The 15,101-nt window shown below is 58.6% G+C and carries 12 protein-coding genes and 1 pseudogene; 9 read left to right on the forward strand and 4 right to left on the reverse strand.

The window, feature by feature from the left end:
* The first annotated feature begins 1 nt into the window (after nucleotide 1).
* The 4 genes from ACGKZZ_RS03765 to ACGKZZ_RS03780 all read left to right on the forward strand — a co-directional run bounded on the left by ACGKZZ_RS03765 (nucleotide 2) and on the right by ACGKZZ_RS03780 (nucleotide 4,391).
* The gene (locus ACGKZZ_RS03765) at nucleotides 2-781 is read left to right on the forward strand and encodes a succinate dehydrogenase iron-sulfur subunit (RefSeq protein ID WP_411222098.1); all 780 of its coding nucleotides are present in this window, start codon (nucleotides 2-4) and stop codon (nucleotides 779-781) included.
* Nucleotides 782-790: 9 nt separating this feature from the next.
* A complete protein-coding gene (locus tag ACGKZZ_RS03770) occupies nucleotides 791-1,498 on the forward strand; it encodes a ZIP family metal transporter (protein WP_411222099.1) in 708 nt (235 codons plus the stop codon).
* A 603-nt stretch (nucleotides 1,499-2,101) separates the two neighbouring features.
* Entirely contained in the window at nucleotides 2,102-3,271 is a 1,170-nt protein-coding gene (locus ACGKZZ_RS03775; protein ID WP_411222100.1) for a type III PLP-dependent enzyme, read from the forward strand.
* 274 nt (nucleotides 3,272-3,545) lie between these two features.
* Nucleotides 3,546-4,391: an urea carboxylase-associated family protein gene (locus ACGKZZ_RS03780; RefSeq protein WP_411222101.1), complete on the forward strand. Its 846-nt coding sequence runs from the start codon at nucleotides 3,546-3,548 to the stop codon at nucleotides 4,389-4,391.
* A 6-nt stretch (nucleotides 4,392-4,397) separates the two neighbouring features.
* Here ACGKZZ_RS03780 and deoD read toward each other — a convergent pair whose 3' ends face one another.
* The 3 genes from deoD to ACGKZZ_RS03795 all read right to left on the reverse strand — a co-directional run bounded on the left by deoD (nucleotide 4,398) and on the right by ACGKZZ_RS03795 (nucleotide 7,579).
* Nucleotides 4,398-5,102 (reverse strand): purine-nucleoside phosphorylase, encoded by a 705-nt coding sequence (gene deoD / locus ACGKZZ_RS03785; protein ID WP_411222102.1) that lies wholly within the window; start codon nucleotides 5,100-5,102, stop codon nucleotides 4,398-4,400.
* A 1-nt stretch (nucleotide 5,103) separates the two neighbouring features.
* On the reverse strand, nucleotides 5,104-5,415 hold the full coding sequence (locus ACGKZZ_RS03790; protein WP_411222103.1) for an H-NS family nucleoid-associated regulatory protein: 312 nt from the start codon (nucleotides 5,413-5,415) through the stop codon (nucleotides 5,104-5,106).
* Nucleotides 5,416-5,602: 187 nt separating this feature from the next.
* Complete coding sequence (locus ACGKZZ_RS03795) at nucleotides 5,603-7,579, reverse strand: methylmalonyl-CoA mutase family protein (RefSeq protein WP_411222104.1); 1,977 nt, start codon at nucleotides 7,577-7,579, stop codon at nucleotides 5,603-5,605.
* Nucleotides 7,580-7,838: 259 nt separating this feature from the next.
* Between ACGKZZ_RS03795 and ACGKZZ_RS03800 the strand changes: the two genes are divergently transcribed.
* The 5 genes and pseudogenes from ACGKZZ_RS03800 to ACGKZZ_RS03820 all read left to right on the forward strand — a co-directional run bounded on the left by ACGKZZ_RS03800 (nucleotide 7,839) and on the right by ACGKZZ_RS03820 (nucleotide 14,075).
* Nucleotides 7,839-9,182, forward strand: a complete 1,344-nt coding sequence (locus tag ACGKZZ_RS03800) for a 1-acyl-sn-glycerol-3-phosphate acyltransferase (RefSeq protein WP_411222105.1) — start codon at nucleotides 7,839-7,841, stop codon at nucleotides 9,180-9,182.
* A 162-nt stretch (nucleotides 9,183-9,344) separates the two neighbouring features.
* A complete protein-coding gene (ccrA, locus tag ACGKZZ_RS03805) occupies nucleotides 9,345-10,631 on the forward strand; it encodes a crotonyl-CoA carboxylase/reductase (RefSeq protein WP_411222106.1) in 1,287 nt (428 codons plus the stop codon).
* 406 nt (nucleotides 10,632-11,037) lie between these two features.
* Nucleotides 11,038-11,718: pseudogene (locus ACGKZZ_RS03810) on the forward strand (helix-turn-helix transcriptional regulator).
* A 116-nt stretch (nucleotides 11,719-11,834) separates the two neighbouring features.
* The gene (locus ACGKZZ_RS03815; protein WP_411222107.1) at nucleotides 11,835-12,473 is read left to right on the forward strand and encodes an acyl-homoserine-lactone synthase; all 639 of its coding nucleotides are present in this window, start codon (nucleotides 11,835-11,837) and stop codon (nucleotides 12,471-12,473) included.
* 69 nt (nucleotides 12,474-12,542) lie between these two features.
* On the forward strand, nucleotides 12,543-14,075 hold the full coding sequence (locus tag ACGKZZ_RS03820) for an ATP-dependent RecD-like DNA helicase (RefSeq protein ID WP_411222108.1): 1,533 nt from the start codon (nucleotides 12,543-12,545) through the stop codon (nucleotides 14,073-14,075).
* 1 nt (nucleotide 14,076) lies between these two features.
* Here the strand turns inward: ACGKZZ_RS03820 and ACGKZZ_RS03825 are convergent, their stop codons facing one another.
* Nucleotides 14,077-15,096, reverse strand: coding sequence for an NADP-dependent oxidoreductase (locus ACGKZZ_RS03825; protein WP_411222109.1), 1,020 nt, complete (start codon nucleotides 15,094-15,096; stop codon nucleotides 14,077-14,079).
* Nucleotides 15,097-15,101: the final 5 nt, after the last annotated feature.

A 15,101-nucleotide genomic window follows, 5' to 3' on the forward strand; every position in this document is an offset into this window, starting at 1 on the left:
CATGGTTCAACTGACGCTCCCCAAGAATTCGAAAATGCGCACCGGCAAGACGTGGCCAAAACCCGAAGGTGCGACCAATGTGCGGAAATTCAGCATCTATCGCTGGAATCCCGACGACGGCCAGAACCCGCAGGTTGATACCTATTTTGTCGACATGGACAAATGCGGGCCGATGGTTTTGGACGCGCTAATCAAGATCAAGAACGAGATTGACCCGACGCTGACATTCCGCCGGTCCTGTCGCGAAGGCATCTGCGGATCCTGCGCGATGAACATCGACGGGATCAATACGCTGGCCTGTATCTACGGCCTTGATGAGATCAAGGGCGATGTGAAGATATATCCGCTGCCGCATATGCCGGTGGTCAAGGATCTGATCCCCGACCTGACGCATTTCTACGCCCAGCACGCCTCCATCATGCCGTGGCTGGAGACCAAGACGAACCGCCCGGCAAAGGAATGGAAGCAATCCATCGAGGACCGCAAGAAACTCGACGGACTATATGAGTGTGTGATGTGCGCGTCGTGCTCGACGGCCTGCCCGTCCTATTGGTGGAACGGCGATCGCTATCTCGGGCCAGCGGCGCTGCTTCATGCCTATCGCTGGATCATCGACAGCCGCGATGAAGCAACGGGCGAGCGTCTTGACGAGCTGGAAGACCCTTTCAAGCTATATCGTTGCCACACGATCATGAACTGCACCAAGACCTGCCCCAAGGGATTGAACCCCGCCAAGGCGATTGCAGAGATCAAGAAACTGATGGTGGAACGGCGCGTCTAGCCTCCAACGATGTCTGATCTGATCAAAGTGATCCTGCTGACATCGCTGGCAGGAAGCGCGATCCCGCTGGGAGCGTACCTGGCGGGACGGGAGCGGTTTGTGCCGCACCGGTTTCTCAAGGAATTCCAGCACGCGATCATCGCATTCGGGGGCGGCGCGCTGCTGTCTGCGATTGCGCTCGTTCTGGTTCCCGAAGGGATCGACCGCCTGCCCGCGGTGCCATCCCTTCTGGCCTTCGGGGCCGGAGGTTTGGTGTTCGGGTTTCTCGATCACCTGTTGTCACGGCGAGAAGGGCGTTTGGCGCAATTCATGGCGATGATGCTTGATTACATTCCCGAGGCGATGGCGCTCGGGGCCATGATGATCGGACAAAGCAGCGTGGCCCTTCTATTGGCGGGGCTGATCGCGCTGCAAAACCTGCCCGAAGGCTATAATGCGTGGAATGAGATGACCACAAAGAAGCGGAATCCCAAGCTTCTCGCTGTGTTCATCGCGATGGTGCCTGCGGGGGCAGTTGCGGCTGTGGTCGGTCTGACCATACTCGGTGAAGCGCAAGCCGTGCTGGGCGCGATCATGCTGTTTTCGGCTGGCGGTATTCTTTACCTGCTGTTCGAAGATATCGCGCCGCAGGTGCCGATTGCCCAACGCTGGGCCCCTCCAATGGGAGCGGTCATGGGCTTCATGCTTGGTCTCGCGGGGCATTTGGCAATTGGGTGACTCGCGATCCTATTCCGCCGGTAGGTAAACCGAAAAGGAGCCTTCGACGGTTTGCGACGAACCACGTTCTTCGGGTTTCTTGTAGATCGTGGGCCAAGTGACCTTATGTTGTCGCCGCTCTGATACGTTGCTTCAATGATCGTTTCGATGGCGCAATAGTGACGCATGTCCGACAGACGCCATTGCAGGCGCTCGGATCGTGCCATTAAACGGGAGCCATGCCCATCTTTCTCATTCTTCTCTTGCTGGGTGTGCTGGCCTATCTGTTCTGGCGGCGCAAGACGACAACCCTGACGCGGGAATGTCGTTGGCGGCAGGTGCAGCTCGGACAGTGGCGATGTGCCTTTTGCGGGGCCGAAACTGCCTCGCAGTCCAGCCCCTTGGTGTGTTTACGCAACGACAGAACCACCCCGGAATAAATTTTCATTTGTCGCAAAAAACTTGTTGCGCCGAATCCGGTTCGGCCCCATATGCGCGATTACAGACGCCAACGCACGCACCTCTGGCGAGGTGGGCTTTAGCACCCACGCGGTTTACGTAGCGACGGTAACGTCTCCCTTGGAAGTGAGCGGTCATATATGGCCGGGTCTATTGGAGATGACCATGAACGCATACGTAAACGGGCTTCAGGCCTGTGCCTTCTCGACTGTATCCCGCGCAGAAACCTATATCCTGAATACCCGGTTCGAGCGTCCGACGCTGGTCATCGACACGCAGGCTGTTGCGCGCAACTATGCCGCCCTGTCGCAAGGGCTCGGCCGTGCGCGTGTGCACTTTGCAGTGAAAGCCAACCCGGCGCCCGAGATCCTGAAAACCCTGGCAGACGCGGGCAGCAATTTCGATGCCGCATCGCGCGCCGAGATCGAGATGTGCCTTGCCGCGGGTGCGGATGCATCGCGCATTTCCTTTGGCAACACCGTCAAGCGTGCATCGGATATCGCATGGGCGCACGGCGCGGGCATCACGCATTTTGCAGCGGATTCCGAAGAAGAGCTTGAAAAGCTGGCGCTTCACGCACCGGGCGCGCAGGTTTACATCCGCCTGATCGTGGGCTCTTTGCAGGCCGATTGGCCGCTGTCGCGCAAGTTCGGTTGTGCACTTGAAAAAGCGCCGGCGCTGTTTGCGTATGCGGTGTCTCTGGGCCTGGTTCCGGTTGGTCTTTCGTTCCACGTCGGGTCGCAAACCCGCCGCGCCGAGATGTGGACAGAGACGCTGGATCAGGTGGCCGAGGTTTGGCACGGACTGAAAGCGCAAGGCTTCGCGCCCAGCCTGTTGAATATCGGTGGTGGCTTCCCGGCATTCTACGGTCAGGAAGTTGATGCGCCTCAGGACTATGCGGCGGCCGTCATGCGTCTGATCCATGCCCGTTTCGGCGATATTGAATCGATCATGGCAGAGCCGGGGCGTGGTCTTGTGGCTGATGCGGGGGCCATTGCCGCCGAGGTGCTGCTGGTGTCGCGGAAATCCGACAATGACCTGCACCGCTGGGTTTACCTTGATATCGGCAAATTCTCGGGCCTTGCCGAGACGATGGACGAAGCCATTCGCTATCAGTTCATCACCGAGCGTGACCACGAGCCGACGGGCGCGTGCATTCTGGCCGGCCCGTCTTGTGACAGCGCCGATGTGCTATACGAAAAGCAGCCCGTGCAATTGCCGCTCGGGTTGCAATCCGGGGACCGTATCGTGATCCGCAACTGTGGGGCGTATACGTCGACCTATTCGTCGGTCGGCTTCAACGGCTTTCCGCCGCTGGACGTGATCGCGATCTGAAGGTTCCCGTCTCTGGCGCGCGAGGGGAGGCGCGCGCCGGAGAGTTATTTGAGTATTTGGCAAAGAAAAGAAGCCAGGGGTCCAGCCTACCACGCTCCGGCGTTGATCGGCTCTCCAGCCTCTACCGCGCGGTGAGTTCAGCGCATATTGATTGAAACGCCGTGAACGCAACCGCGTTCTTCTCTTGAAAAATACATCCATTCTTTCGCCTGAACGATGCTTGCCATCAGATGCGATCTGCGCTTCCTTGCTTGGCAGATGACAGGGAAAGAGCATGACGAGGATTCCAGACGACGCCGATGCGCGCCGCGCGGTGGCGCCGGTGATCTGCTATCCGAATGACACGTTGCCTCGCCCTGATATGGCGACTTATGCGCGTGCTTTGGCCAGTGCGGAAATCGTGGAAACCGTGGTCGCACCGCCGCGTGATGCGTGCAGCTTTCGCGTTCCGGCGGGGAGTTTCTTTCGCATCGTCAGTGTCGAGGGGCCGCAGGTCGGAGATTTGAACCTGTGGAATGCCGAAGATCTGAGCGAGCGATTTTATTCCGGCAAGACGCGTGCGCTACATGGAACGCATGTCACAACGGGAGAGCGGCTTTGGTCGTCGTTTCCGACCTTGCGACCCCTCGCGACAATCGTTGAGGACAGTCTCGATTGGTATGGGATCGACCGTTTTGGCGGATCGGTGCATGACGTGATCGGCACGCGGTGTGACCCTTATACCGGCACACTCTTGTCTGGATCACAGTACCATCATTGCTGCCACTCCAACCTCACACGGGCGCTGGCGGACGCGACTGGCGTGTCGTTGTCAGAGGCAGAGTGGCATGTGCATGATGTGTTGAACATCTTCATGTGTACCGGATTCACACGTGACACGGGGCAGTATTTCATGAAAGCCAGCCCGGTGCGGCCCGGCGATCATTTGACGTTTTTTGCGGAGATTGATTTGCTCGGCGCTTTGTCCGCCTGTCCCGGCGGTGACTGTTCGTCTGAGCACACCAGCGACGTTGCCGCGTGTTATCCGCTTCGGGTTGATGTGCTGCGCCCCAAAGACGGTGCGCTTCAGGGGTGGGTATCACCGCCCGTAAACGGATATGACCGAAGTCACGGGCGGTGATCGAATTCAGGCGAACGCGGCGGTCAGGGCGATCTCGATCATATCACCAAAGCTGCGCTCGCGGTCCTCTGCGGGCAGGGCTTCGCCGGTTTGCAAATGGTCCGAAACCGTCAGAACGGCCAAGGCGCGAACCGAATGGCGCGCGGCAAGGTTGTAAAGTTCAGCCGCTTCCATTTCGACGCCGAGAATCCCGTGACGGGTCATCTGTTCATTCAGATCGGGGCGTTCGTCGTAAAAGACATCCGACGAATAGATCCCGCCGACATGGGTTTTCACGCCTTTCGCCTCGGCCGCGTCGAACGCGGCGCGGAGCAAGCCCCAATCCGCACACGGGGCGAAATTCAATTCCTTGAAGATGCCGCGTGACGGCGTGGACAGAGTGGTTGCCGTCATTGCCAGAACAACATCGCGAATACCGACCTGAGGCTGCATCCCGCCGCAAGACCCGATGCGGATCAGCGTCTTTGCACCGTAATCGCGGATCAACTCGTTGGCATAGATCGACAGCGACGGCATTCCCATTCCGGAGCCCTGAATGGTGACGCGCCGGCCTTTCCAGGTGCCGGTGAACCCCAACATCCCACGCGTTTCGTTGATCAGTTTGGCGTCATCAAGAAAGGTCTCTGCCGCCCATTTCGCGCGATAGGGATCGCCGGGCATGAGAACGATTTCAGCGATATCACCCGCTTTGGCACCGATGTGGACCGTCATGTCAGATCGCCAGATCTTGGAGCGATTTGCCGTCGGCCAAAGCGTCGTTTAGCCAATTGGGTTTGCGGCCCTTGCCCGTCCAGGTCTGATCGGCATTTGCTGGATTGCGATATTTGGGCGGACTTTTGGACCCCTTCTTGGGTGCAGCACCGAGCAATTCATCCAACGAAAAACCGTATTCCTTCGCAGCGCTTTCCGCCGCTTTCTTGGCTTCGGCCTTGCGGCGAGATTCAAGAGATTTCAAAGCTTTTTCAGCATCGTTGATCAGCTTTTTCAATTCGTCTTTCGACATGTCATTCACATCAATCGCCATATTTCCCTCCAGCAGGTGTGCAATTCCAATCGAGAGATAAAGATGTTTCAGATTATGTCAATTCAGGAACCGGGTGAGGCCAATCGGATATCCGCCGAAATGCAATTCACGGTTGATTTGAGCTGCATTTCACCATCCTTTCGACTGTCAGGTCAAAAGGATGATGATCCTTATGCGGACATCGGATTTACTCTGCCGCGACGGCCTGAGGATCGACCAGCGTCACGATATCCATCATGATGGTATTCAGAACGAAATCCTTGGGGGTGTAGACTTTGGCCACGCCCATCGCTTTCAAGCGAGCGGCGTCGTCCTCGGGGATGATGCCGCCGACGATGACGGGAATATGCGTCAATCCAGCATCGGCCATCTTTTTCATCATGTCCTCGACCAGCGGAATGTGGCTTCCCGACAGGATAGACAGGCCGACCACATGCACGTCATGTTCCTGTGCGGCGGCAACGATCTGGTCGGGGGTGAGGCGGATGCCTTCATAGTCGATCTCCATGCCGCAATCACGAGCCCGGAACGCGATTTGCTCGGCACCGTTGGAATGGCCGTCAAGGCCCGGTTTGCCGACAAGGAATTTCAGGCGGCGGCCCAGTCGGTCGCTGACAGCATCAACCGCATCGCGGATATCGTCCAACCCTTCGGTCTTGTTCGACATGGCTTTGGACACGCCTGTGGGTCCACGATACTCGCCGTAGACATTGCGCATTTCCTGAGCCCATTCGCCTGTCGTCACGCCGGCCTTGGCGCAGGCGATCGAGGCGGGCATGACATTGCGCCCCTCATTGGCGGCTGCCCGCAGATCGGCGAGAGCGGCTTGGACCGCGCCGGCGTCACGTTCGGCGCGCCATTTGGAGAGGCGGTCGATTTGATGTTGCTCGACCGCCGGATCGACAACCATGATGCCGCCGTCTTCGGTTTGCAGAGGGGACGGTTCGCCCTCGGTCCATTTGTTGACGCCGACAACAATTGTTTCGTTGCGCTCGATCCGGTTCAGGCGGTCGGCGTTTGAATCGACAAGGCGGCCTTTCATGTAGTCGATTGCGCCGATGGCGCCGCCCATGCTGTCGATATTGGCCAATTCTGCCCGGGCGCCATCTTTCAGCTCTTCAACCTTGCGATCCACTGCCGGGTTGTTTTCAAACAGATCGTCATATTCCAGAAGATCCGTTTCATAGGCCAGAATCTGTTGCATCCGCATCGACCATTGCTGATCCCACGGGCGCGGCAGGCCAAGCGCTTCGTTCCAGGCGGGCAATTGCACGGCGCGGGCGCGGGCTTTCTTGGAGAGAGTCACCGCCAACATTTCGATCAGAATTCGGTAAACGTTATTTTCCGGCTGCTGCTCGGTCAGGCCAAGGGAATTGACCTGAACGCCATAGCGAAAGCGGCGGAATTTGGGGTTTTCGACACCGTATCGGGTTTCCAGGATTTCATCCCAGAGATCGACAAACGCGCGCATCTTGCACATCTCGGTGACGAACCGAATGCCTGCGTTGACGAAGAAGGAGATGCGGCCACAGAGGGCCGGGAAATCCTCGTCGGGAACGCGGGGTTTCAATTCGTCCAGCACGGCTACTGCGGTGGCAAGGGCGAAGGACAACTCCTGCTCCGGTGTCGCGCCGGCCTCTTGCAAATGGTAGGAACAGACGTTCATCGGGTTCCATTTGGGGATATGCGTGTAGCAGTATTCGGCCACATCCCCGATCATCTTGAGCGACGGTTTCGGCGGACAGATATAGGTGCCGCGCGAAAGGTATTCCTTGATAAGATCGTTCTGCACCGTGCCTTGCAGCTTGCTCACATCCGCGCCCTGTTCCTCGGCGACGGCAATATAGAGCGACAGCAGCCATGGCGCGGTGGCATTGATCGTCATGGAGGTGTTCATCTGCTCCAGCGGAATCTGGTCAAACAGCATGCGCATGTCGCCAAGATGGCTGACTGGCACGCCGACCTTTCCGACTTCGCCACGCGACAGGATGTGATCGCTGTCATAGCCGGTTTGCGTGGGCAAATCGAAGGCCACCGAAAGACCTGTCTGACCGCGTGCGAGATTGGACCGGTAGAGCGTATTGGAGGCTTCTGCGGTGGAATGACCCGCATATGTGCGGATGAGCCAAGGGCGGTCGCGGGGCGGGGTCTGTGCGTCGGTCATTGTGGCTCCGTTACTGGCGAGATTCGTTTGCGTAATCATGTTGCGTCAGTAGGTGAATATGTGAAAGATTGTGTCGCTGTCAATTCGCCGCACTGCGGCGTCGCGGTTTTTCTGCGCGACAGCATATTCCATCCGGGCAGCCTTGGAAAACCCCAACGGGTATTTTAGCAAGACGCTGACCATGACTTTCGCGCGCCGGCAACCGGGTGGCGAGATATGAGTGGTTTACCCGGCGCTGCTACGTTGCGAAAGTGACACGATGACAAGCAATGTGACGCTTCCCTTATGGGTGTTCGTTCTGATCGTGCTCTTTGCGGCGGTGACGTTCGCGTCGCATTTCCTGTTTCCCTCGGTGCGCTGGTTCTTTCGTCGCCGGATGGAACGCGCCGTGACGCGTCTGAATGCGCGCCTTGAGACGCCGATCCAGCCATTCAAGCTGCTCAGGCGGCACGATATGATCCAGCGGCTTGTCTATGATCCCGAAGTGACGCAGGCCATCGTCGAACATGCCAAGGCGACCGGCGTGCGCGAGGACGTGGCTTTCGAGCGTGCGCGCCGCTATGCGCGCGAGATCGTTCCGTCGTTTTCGGCATGGGCCTATTTCGGCTTTGCCATCCGGGCGGCCAAGTTTCTGAGCACGTCGCTGTACCGCGTGCGGATGGTGCACCATGACGTGCGGCTGGCCGATATCGACCCTGATGCAACGGTCGTGTTCGTGATGAATCACCGCTCCAACATGGATTATGTGCTTGTCACGTACCTTGCGGCGGATCGGTCTGCGTTGTCCTACGCGGTGGGCGAATGGGCGCGGGTGTGGCCGTTGTCACGGTTGATCCGGGCGATGGGGGCGTATTTCATCCGGCGCAGATCGCGAAACGATCTCTATCGCAAGGTTCTGGCGCGGTATGTGCAACAGGCGACCGGAGCGGGTGTGACCCAGGCGGTGTTTCCCGAAGGAGGGCTGAGCCTTGATGGAAGTCTCGCGCAGCCGAAGGTCGGGATACTGAGCTATATCCTGAAGGGCGCGGCCACCGCCAATCGGGATGTGATTTTTGTACCCATCGCGCTGAATTACGATCGGGTGCTGGAAGACACCATTCTGCTGAAAGCCCAAGAGACCGGTGACCGCAAGTTCCGGGCGCGGATCAGCGTGGTGTCCCGGGCGATCCTGCGCAAGATCTGGCAACGTGTCACTGGCCGGTTCCACCGCTTCGGCTACGCTGCGGTCAGCTTTGGAGAACCTGTTTTGCTCAGTGACATCGCGGGTGGTGTCGAGAACACCGAGGCTCTTTCAGAAATGATCATGCAGCGCATTTCCGATGCGGTCCCGGTTTTGCCAGTGCCCTTGGTCACAACCCTGCTTCTGCGGGACGGCGCGGTCACTCCTGCGCAACTTGGTGTTGCCTTTGCGGAAGCGGTCACGGCATTGGACGACGCGCAGGTGCATCTGCCGCGTGGCGATTGTGATTATGCGGTGAAATTCGGACTACGCGCCTTGGAAGAGCGCGGGATTGTTGTCCGGGAGGAGGGGCGAGTGCGCATCGCGGATGGACAATACGCGCTGGCTCAGTTCTATGCGAATTCGATCAAACATCTGATGTAGCTGATTTCTGCGCCCGCGAAGGAATTTCTGCAATTGCTCGGTTATAAAATTACAAAATCGGCTGAAATCTTATTGCATAATTTCAATCCGGCACATATCTCAGGGTCAGACGCCGCGATTCTGCATTGCGGCACACTTGTAACTCGACTCTAGGAGGCTCCGATGGCTCTGGACCAGGAAACCGGCATCGCGGCGTATGACGCGCCTGAAAAAGATCTGTACGAAATCGGCGAAATGCCACCGCTCGGCTATGTTCCCAAGCAAATGTATGCCTGGGCCATTCGCCGCGAGCGTCACGGCGAGCCTGAGCAGGCGTTCGAAATCGAAGTTGTCGATACCTGGCAGATCGACAGCCACGAGGTCCTGGTTCTCGTGATGGCGGCAGGGGTGAATTACAACGGTGTCTGGGCTGGACTGGGCCAGCCGATCAGCCCGTTCGACGGACACCAGCAGCCCTATCACATCGCCGGATCGGATGCGTCGGGCATCGTCTGGAAAGTGGGCGACAAGGTCACGCGCTGGAAAGTGGGTGATGAGGTTGTCATCCACTGCAATCAGGACAATGGCGACGACGAAGAGTGCAACGGCGGCGACCCGATGTTCAGCCCGAGCCAGCGTATCTGGGGATACGAGACGCACGACGGATCGTTCTCGCAATTCACGCGGGTTCAGGCACAGCAGTTGATGCCGCGACCCAAGCATCTGACGTGGGAAGAAAGCGCGTGTTACACGCTGACGCTGGCGACGGCATATCGCATGCTGTTCGGTCATCAGCCGCATGAATTGCGTCCGGGCCAGAACGTCCTTGTCTGGGGCGCATCCGGCGGATTGGGCTCCTATGCGATCCAATTGGCCAATACTGCGGGCGCCAACGCGATCGGCGTGATCTCTGACGAGGACAAGCGCGAGTTCGTGATGTCGATGGGCGCCAAGGGCGTTATCAATCGCAAGGATTTCAAATGCTGGGGCCAGTTGCCCACTGTGAACACGCCTGAATACAAGGAGTGGTTCACCGAGGCGCGCAAATTCGGCAAGGCGATCTGGGACATCACCGGCAAGGGCAAGAACGTCGATATGGTGTTCGAACATCCGGGTGAGGCGACCTTCCCGGTTTCGACGCTGGTGGTCAAGAAAGGCGGCATGGTCGTGATTTGTGCGGGCACCACAGGGTTCAATTGTACGTTTGACGTACGCTACATGTGGATGCATCAGAAACGCCTACAGGGATCGCATTTCGCGCATCTCAAGCAGGCGGCGTCGGCCAATCAGCTGATGATCGAACGGCGGCTTGACCCGTGCATGTCCGAGGTTTTTCCTTGGGACGAAATCCCGCAGGCGCACACCAAGATGCTGCGTAACGAGCACAAGCCCGGAAATATGGCGGTGTTGGTTCAGGCACCCAAAACCGGGCTGCGCACGTTCGAGGACGCCCTGGCGGCCAAATCGTAACCAAACGCTTACGACTCGCTGTTAGACAGACCCTGCGAGCCATTCCGGTTCGCAGGGTTTTTACGTCTCGAAAAGGCGTGTGCAGTCAAAACAGTGCGATAGAAATTTTCCCTTCCCCATTTTCGGGGAGTTGGAATCAGGGAATTTCACACTTTTTTACCACATGCTAGGGTTGTGTTAACGAACTATTAACTATCTGGAGGTGACGCTGAAATGGGACATGATTGGATCATAGACGTGTTGACAGACCTCAGGACGTTTGCAGCTGCAAACGACCTCGAAGCGCTGGCTGCCAAGCTGGACGATACTCAGCTGGTCGCGCGGGCAGAGCTTGTGTCGCACGGTAAGGGGATAGGCCGTGGGTTACTTGGAGAAACTGCCGCAGTTGGACGGGGTGATTGCACGATTGGAGTGCGCCGAACGTCTTGAAGATTTGCAGATTGCCATAGAATGGCTGCGCGATCATTACAGCGTCGATCACATGGTATATCATTGGGTGTCTGGCAACGGTGAGCAATATGGATGCGGCACCTAAGATCCGGCATGGGTTCAGCGCTATCTGGACCAGGGTTATCTGCGCATAGATCCGGTCGTGCTGGGCTGTTACCAGCATTTCCACCCCGTTGACTGGAAACGTCTGGACTGGTCGAGCAAGACGGCACGGGCGTTTCAGAAAGACGCGATGGCGCATGGTATCGGTAATCAGGGGTTCTCGATTCCGATCCGCGGGCCGAACGGGCAATTTGCGTTGTTTACAGTCAGTCACAGCTGCGATGATGCCGAATGGGCGGGTTTCGCAGAGCTCAACCGGCGCGATCTCATTCTGTTGGCGCATTATTTCAACCAGACCGCGCTCAATCTTGAACCCGGTCGCAAGCCCGCGCCGACGCAGCCGCTGTCACCGCGAGAGGTGGAAACGATGACGTTGTTGGCTGTCGGATACAGCCGCGCGCAGGTGGCTGATACCTTGTCGATTTCAGAGCATACCTTGCGGGTTTACATCGAAAGCGCGCGGTTCAAACTCGGGGCGCTCAATACCACGCACGCCGTCGCGCGTGCGATGGCGCGCGGGCAAATCGTGGTCTAGCGACGCGTTGTCTTTGCATCGGCGATAATTCGCCACGCAACGGGCATCGGTCGCCGTGGCAAGAAACAATTCACCTTTGAAGCACAGCCTGTTTGCAACAAACGGAGACTGTGCTGATGATTCGTTACCTGTATGCCGATCAACTCTCGACCACACCGCTGCTTGCGCGCACCATGTATCAAGACCGCGCCGACCAGTTCGCAACACGGCTGGGATGGGAGGTCAGCGTTGATAAAAACGGTCAGGAGAGGGATCAATATGACGATCTCAACCCACTGTATGTGATCTGGGAAAAACCCGACGGCACGCATGGCGGATCGATGCGGTTCTTGCCCACAACCGGACGCACGATGGTCAACGAGCATTTCCTGACGCTGACGGACGGGGTGGCGTTTCAAAGCCCGTTCATCTGGGAATGTACCCGCTTTTGCCTTGCGCGAAACCCCGAGCCGGGCACTGCTGCGGCGCTGATGCTGGCTGGAGGCGAGGTGATGCAGGGCTTTGACATTCGCCATTTCGTCGGGGTGTTCGATGCCCGGATGGTGCGTATCTACAACCGGATCGGCGCCGCGCCCGAGGTTTTGGGAACCCAAGGCGAGGGCCGTCAGGCGATCAGTGTCGGTCTGTGGGAATTTTCCGAAGCTGCGCAAAGGCATGTCTCACAGGTCGCTGGCGTCTCGTTGGCAGACTCACGGAGTTGGTTCGAGGCGGCCTTTGGCAGCTCGGTGACGCAGTCTGCGGTCCATGCGGCCTAGCGATCGGAATGCCTGACAATGGACCGCCTGCCGCTGGTGCCTGATTGTCGGGCGATATAGGGTTCGGGCATGACATTGCCCGCCCTCACATATTCGCACGATCAGGCCGCCGCGCACGATCAGGTCGCAGACATGCTGCGCGAGGCCGGTGTCGATCTTGACACCGGTCACCTGATGCCGCCGCGTGATGGTCAGACCAAGATCATGGCGATCACCGGTAAGGCCGGGTCTGGAAAAACGCTGCTTCTGGCGGAACTTTGCAAGGCGTTGCAGGACGCGGGTGTCGATCTCGTTTCAGGCGATTACGAAGGCCGAAGGCGCAAGGATCGGCGCACTCTGGCGGTGCTTGCGCCAACGAACAAAGCCGCCAGCGTCTTGCGGATGCGCGGCGTTCCGGCGACAACCATTCACCGCATCCTGTACACACCGGTCTATGATCCGGAATACGAGCGGATTGCGGAATGGCTGATGGGCAACGACGACCGGCCCGAGATTGAGGGGCTGACAGACGAGGCGCTGGCGCGGGCCCAACTGTCCTTTGAAACGCACAAATCGATCCCTGCTGCATTGGCTGCCGCCGGGTTGCGCGGTTCGGATTTCATCACCGGCTGGAAACGGCGTGAGGATCCGCTCGACATCGGGTTTGTCGATGAGGCGTCGATGCTGGATGAACGTCAGGTCGCAGACCTGCGCGAGATTTTTCCCCATTTGCTGCTGTTTGGCGATCCGGCGCAGCTCGCGCCCGTTAACCAATCGGGCAAGATGGTGTTTGAATCGCTGGAGCCGTCTCAGGTGATGAACCTGAGCCGCATTCACCGGCAGGATGCCGACAACCCGATCCTCGATCTGGCGCACGCGCTCGCCGACCCCGCACTGGATTTTGAGGCTTTCGAACGGATGGTCGAAGAGGCTTCAAAGACTGACGATCGTGTGGTCTGGGGCCAGCGGGTCGAGGTGGACCTGATGGCGCGGTCCCCCGTGCTTGTCTGGCGCAACGCGACGCGTATTCGCCTGATCCACGCCTTTCGCGCAGTGCATGGCGCACCTGAGGATTCACTTTTGGAAGGCGAGCCTCTGATCTGCGACGGGCTTGAACTGCCTCTGAAACACCGCAAGAAGCGGCTCGATCTCGAGGCGCGGGGTCTGATCAAGGGAGCGCAGGTGATCTATCTCGGTCCGGGGCGAAAGCCGGGATTCTCAAGGCTTCACGTGATGGGTGCGGAAGACCCTCAGGTTTCAGCGGCTTCCATCGTGAAGATCGAGAAACCGGGGGAGGAAGAGCCGTTTATTCCCTTCGCCGCCCGCATGGGCGCAACCTTCCTGCACGGCGCGGCGGTGACCATTCACAAAGCGCAGGGGTCGCAGTGGGACGAGGTGCAGGTCTTTGCTCCGGATTTATATGCTGCCGCGCGAATGGGGCGGGTCGAGGCGGGCCAGCCGCTGTGGAAACGGCTGGCCTATGTCGCTATCACCCGCGCATCGACGCGGCTTCATTGGGTTGTGCGCAACCGGTTGTCAAAACCCGGCGGCCCGCTTCAAGTGGATGATTTGAAAGCCACGCCCGCGGCGCCCTTGGCGTTGGAGGTCGAGAGCGGGGTCTAGATCACAGCTTGACGACCTGCTTTCCCATATTGCCACCTTTCAGCATTGCGATGAACGCCTCCGGCGCATTTTCGAGGCCTTCGGCCACGTCTTCAAGATAGGAGATCTCGCCGGCCTCAACCTTTGGGCCGACATCGGCCAGGAACTCGGGGAACTCATCCCAGTGGTCGAAGATGATGAAACCCGTCACCTGTAGTCGGTTCACAAGAATGCTGCGCCACATCGCAGGAAGCTGGTTTTCTTCGGCGATATTGTCGCCGCCGTACCACGCAACCATGCCGCAAATCGGTATGCGCCCGTGCACGTTCATCAGCGGCAGAACCGCCTCGATGAGCTGGCCCGCAACGTTCTCCCAATATATGTCGACACCGTCCGGGGCCGCTTCGGCAATCGCGGCGCGCAGGGATTTCGCGTCGTCATGCGCGTGGTGGTCGATTGCGGCGTCAAACCCGAACGTCTCGGTGGCGATGCGGCATTTTTCTTCTCCTCCGGCGATGGCCACGGTGCGCAGGCCCAGGCTCTTGGCGAGTTGTCCCACCATAGAGCCGACGGGTCCGGTGGCGGCACCGACAACCAGTGTTTCGCCGGCTTTGGGATTGCCATACTTGTGCAACCCGACCCAACCGGTCAGTCCCGGCATGCCAAGCACGCCCAATGCGGTGGATGCCGGAACCGATCCGTCAAGTTTGCGCAAAACACTGGCTGGAAGCGTTGCATGGCTGGCCCAGCCGGTCATTCCGGTGACGGTATCCCCTTCGGCAAAATCGTCTGCGTTGCTTTTCAACACGCGCCCTACACCCTGACCGGTCATGGTGTCGCCGATTTCGAGCGATTCTGCATAGCTCTTGGCGTCGTCCATGCGGCCCCGCATATAGGGGTCGAGCGACAGGTGCGTGACCTCGATCAACACCTCGCCTTTGCCCGGTTCAGGCAGAGCGCCGGTTTCCAGTTTGAAGTCGTCTTGCACTGGTGCGCCTTCGGGGCGGCGGGCCAATGTGATGCGGGACATTTGATCGGACATAAAAC

It is taken from the genome of Marivita sp. S2033 (genome assembly GCF_046592965.1).
In the GTDB taxonomy this organism is placed as follows: Bacteria; Pseudomonadota; Alphaproteobacteria; order Rhodobacterales; family Rhodobacteraceae; genus Marivita.

Excerpts from the sequence above, each read along its gene's own strand:
- ACGKZZ_RS03800 (WP_411222105.1), top strand. The coding sequence starts at position 7,839 with ATGACAAGCAATGTGACGCTTCCCTTATGGGTGTTCGTTCTGATCGTG.
- ACGKZZ_RS03775 (WP_411222100.1), top strand. The coding sequence starts at position 2,102 with ATGAACGCATACGTAAACGGGCTTCAGGCCTGTGCCTTCTCGACTGTA.
- ACGKZZ_RS03795 (WP_411222104.1), bottom strand. The coding sequence starts at position 7,579 with ATGACCGACGCACAGACCCCGCCCCGCGACCGCCCTTGGCTCATCCGC.
- ACGKZZ_RS03780 (WP_411222101.1), top strand. The coding sequence starts at position 3,546 with ATGACGAGGATTCCAGACGACGCCGATGCGCGCCGCGCGGTGGCGCCG.
- deoD (WP_411222102.1), bottom strand. The coding sequence starts at position 5,102 with ATGACGGTCCACATCGGTGCCAAAGCGGGTGATATCGCTGAAATCGTT.
- ACGKZZ_RS03820 (WP_411222108.1), top strand. The coding sequence starts at position 12,543 with ATGACATTGCCCGCCCTCACATATTCGCACGATCAGGCCGCCGCGCAC.
- ACGKZZ_RS03825 (WP_411222109.1), bottom strand. The coding sequence starts at position 15,096 with ATGTCCGATCAAATGTCCCGCATCACATTGGCCCGCCGCCCCGAAGGC.
- ACGKZZ_RS03770 (WP_411222099.1), top strand. The coding sequence starts at position 791 with ATGTCTGATCTGATCAAAGTGATCCTGCTGACATCGCTGGCAGGAAGC.
- ccrA (WP_411222106.1), top strand. The coding sequence starts at position 9,345 with ATGGCTCTGGACCAGGAAACCGGCATCGCGGCGTATGACGCGCCTGAA.
- ACGKZZ_RS03815 (WP_411222107.1), top strand. The coding sequence starts at position 11,835 with ATGATTCGTTACCTGTATGCCGATCAACTCTCGACCACACCGCTGCTT.
- ACGKZZ_RS03765 (WP_411222098.1), top strand. The coding sequence starts at position 2 with ATGGTTCAACTGACGCTCCCCAAGAATTCGAAAATGCGCACCGGCAAG.
- ACGKZZ_RS03790 (WP_411222103.1), bottom strand. The coding sequence starts at position 5,415 with ATGGCGATTGATGTGAATGACATGTCGAAAGACGAATTGAAAAAGCTG.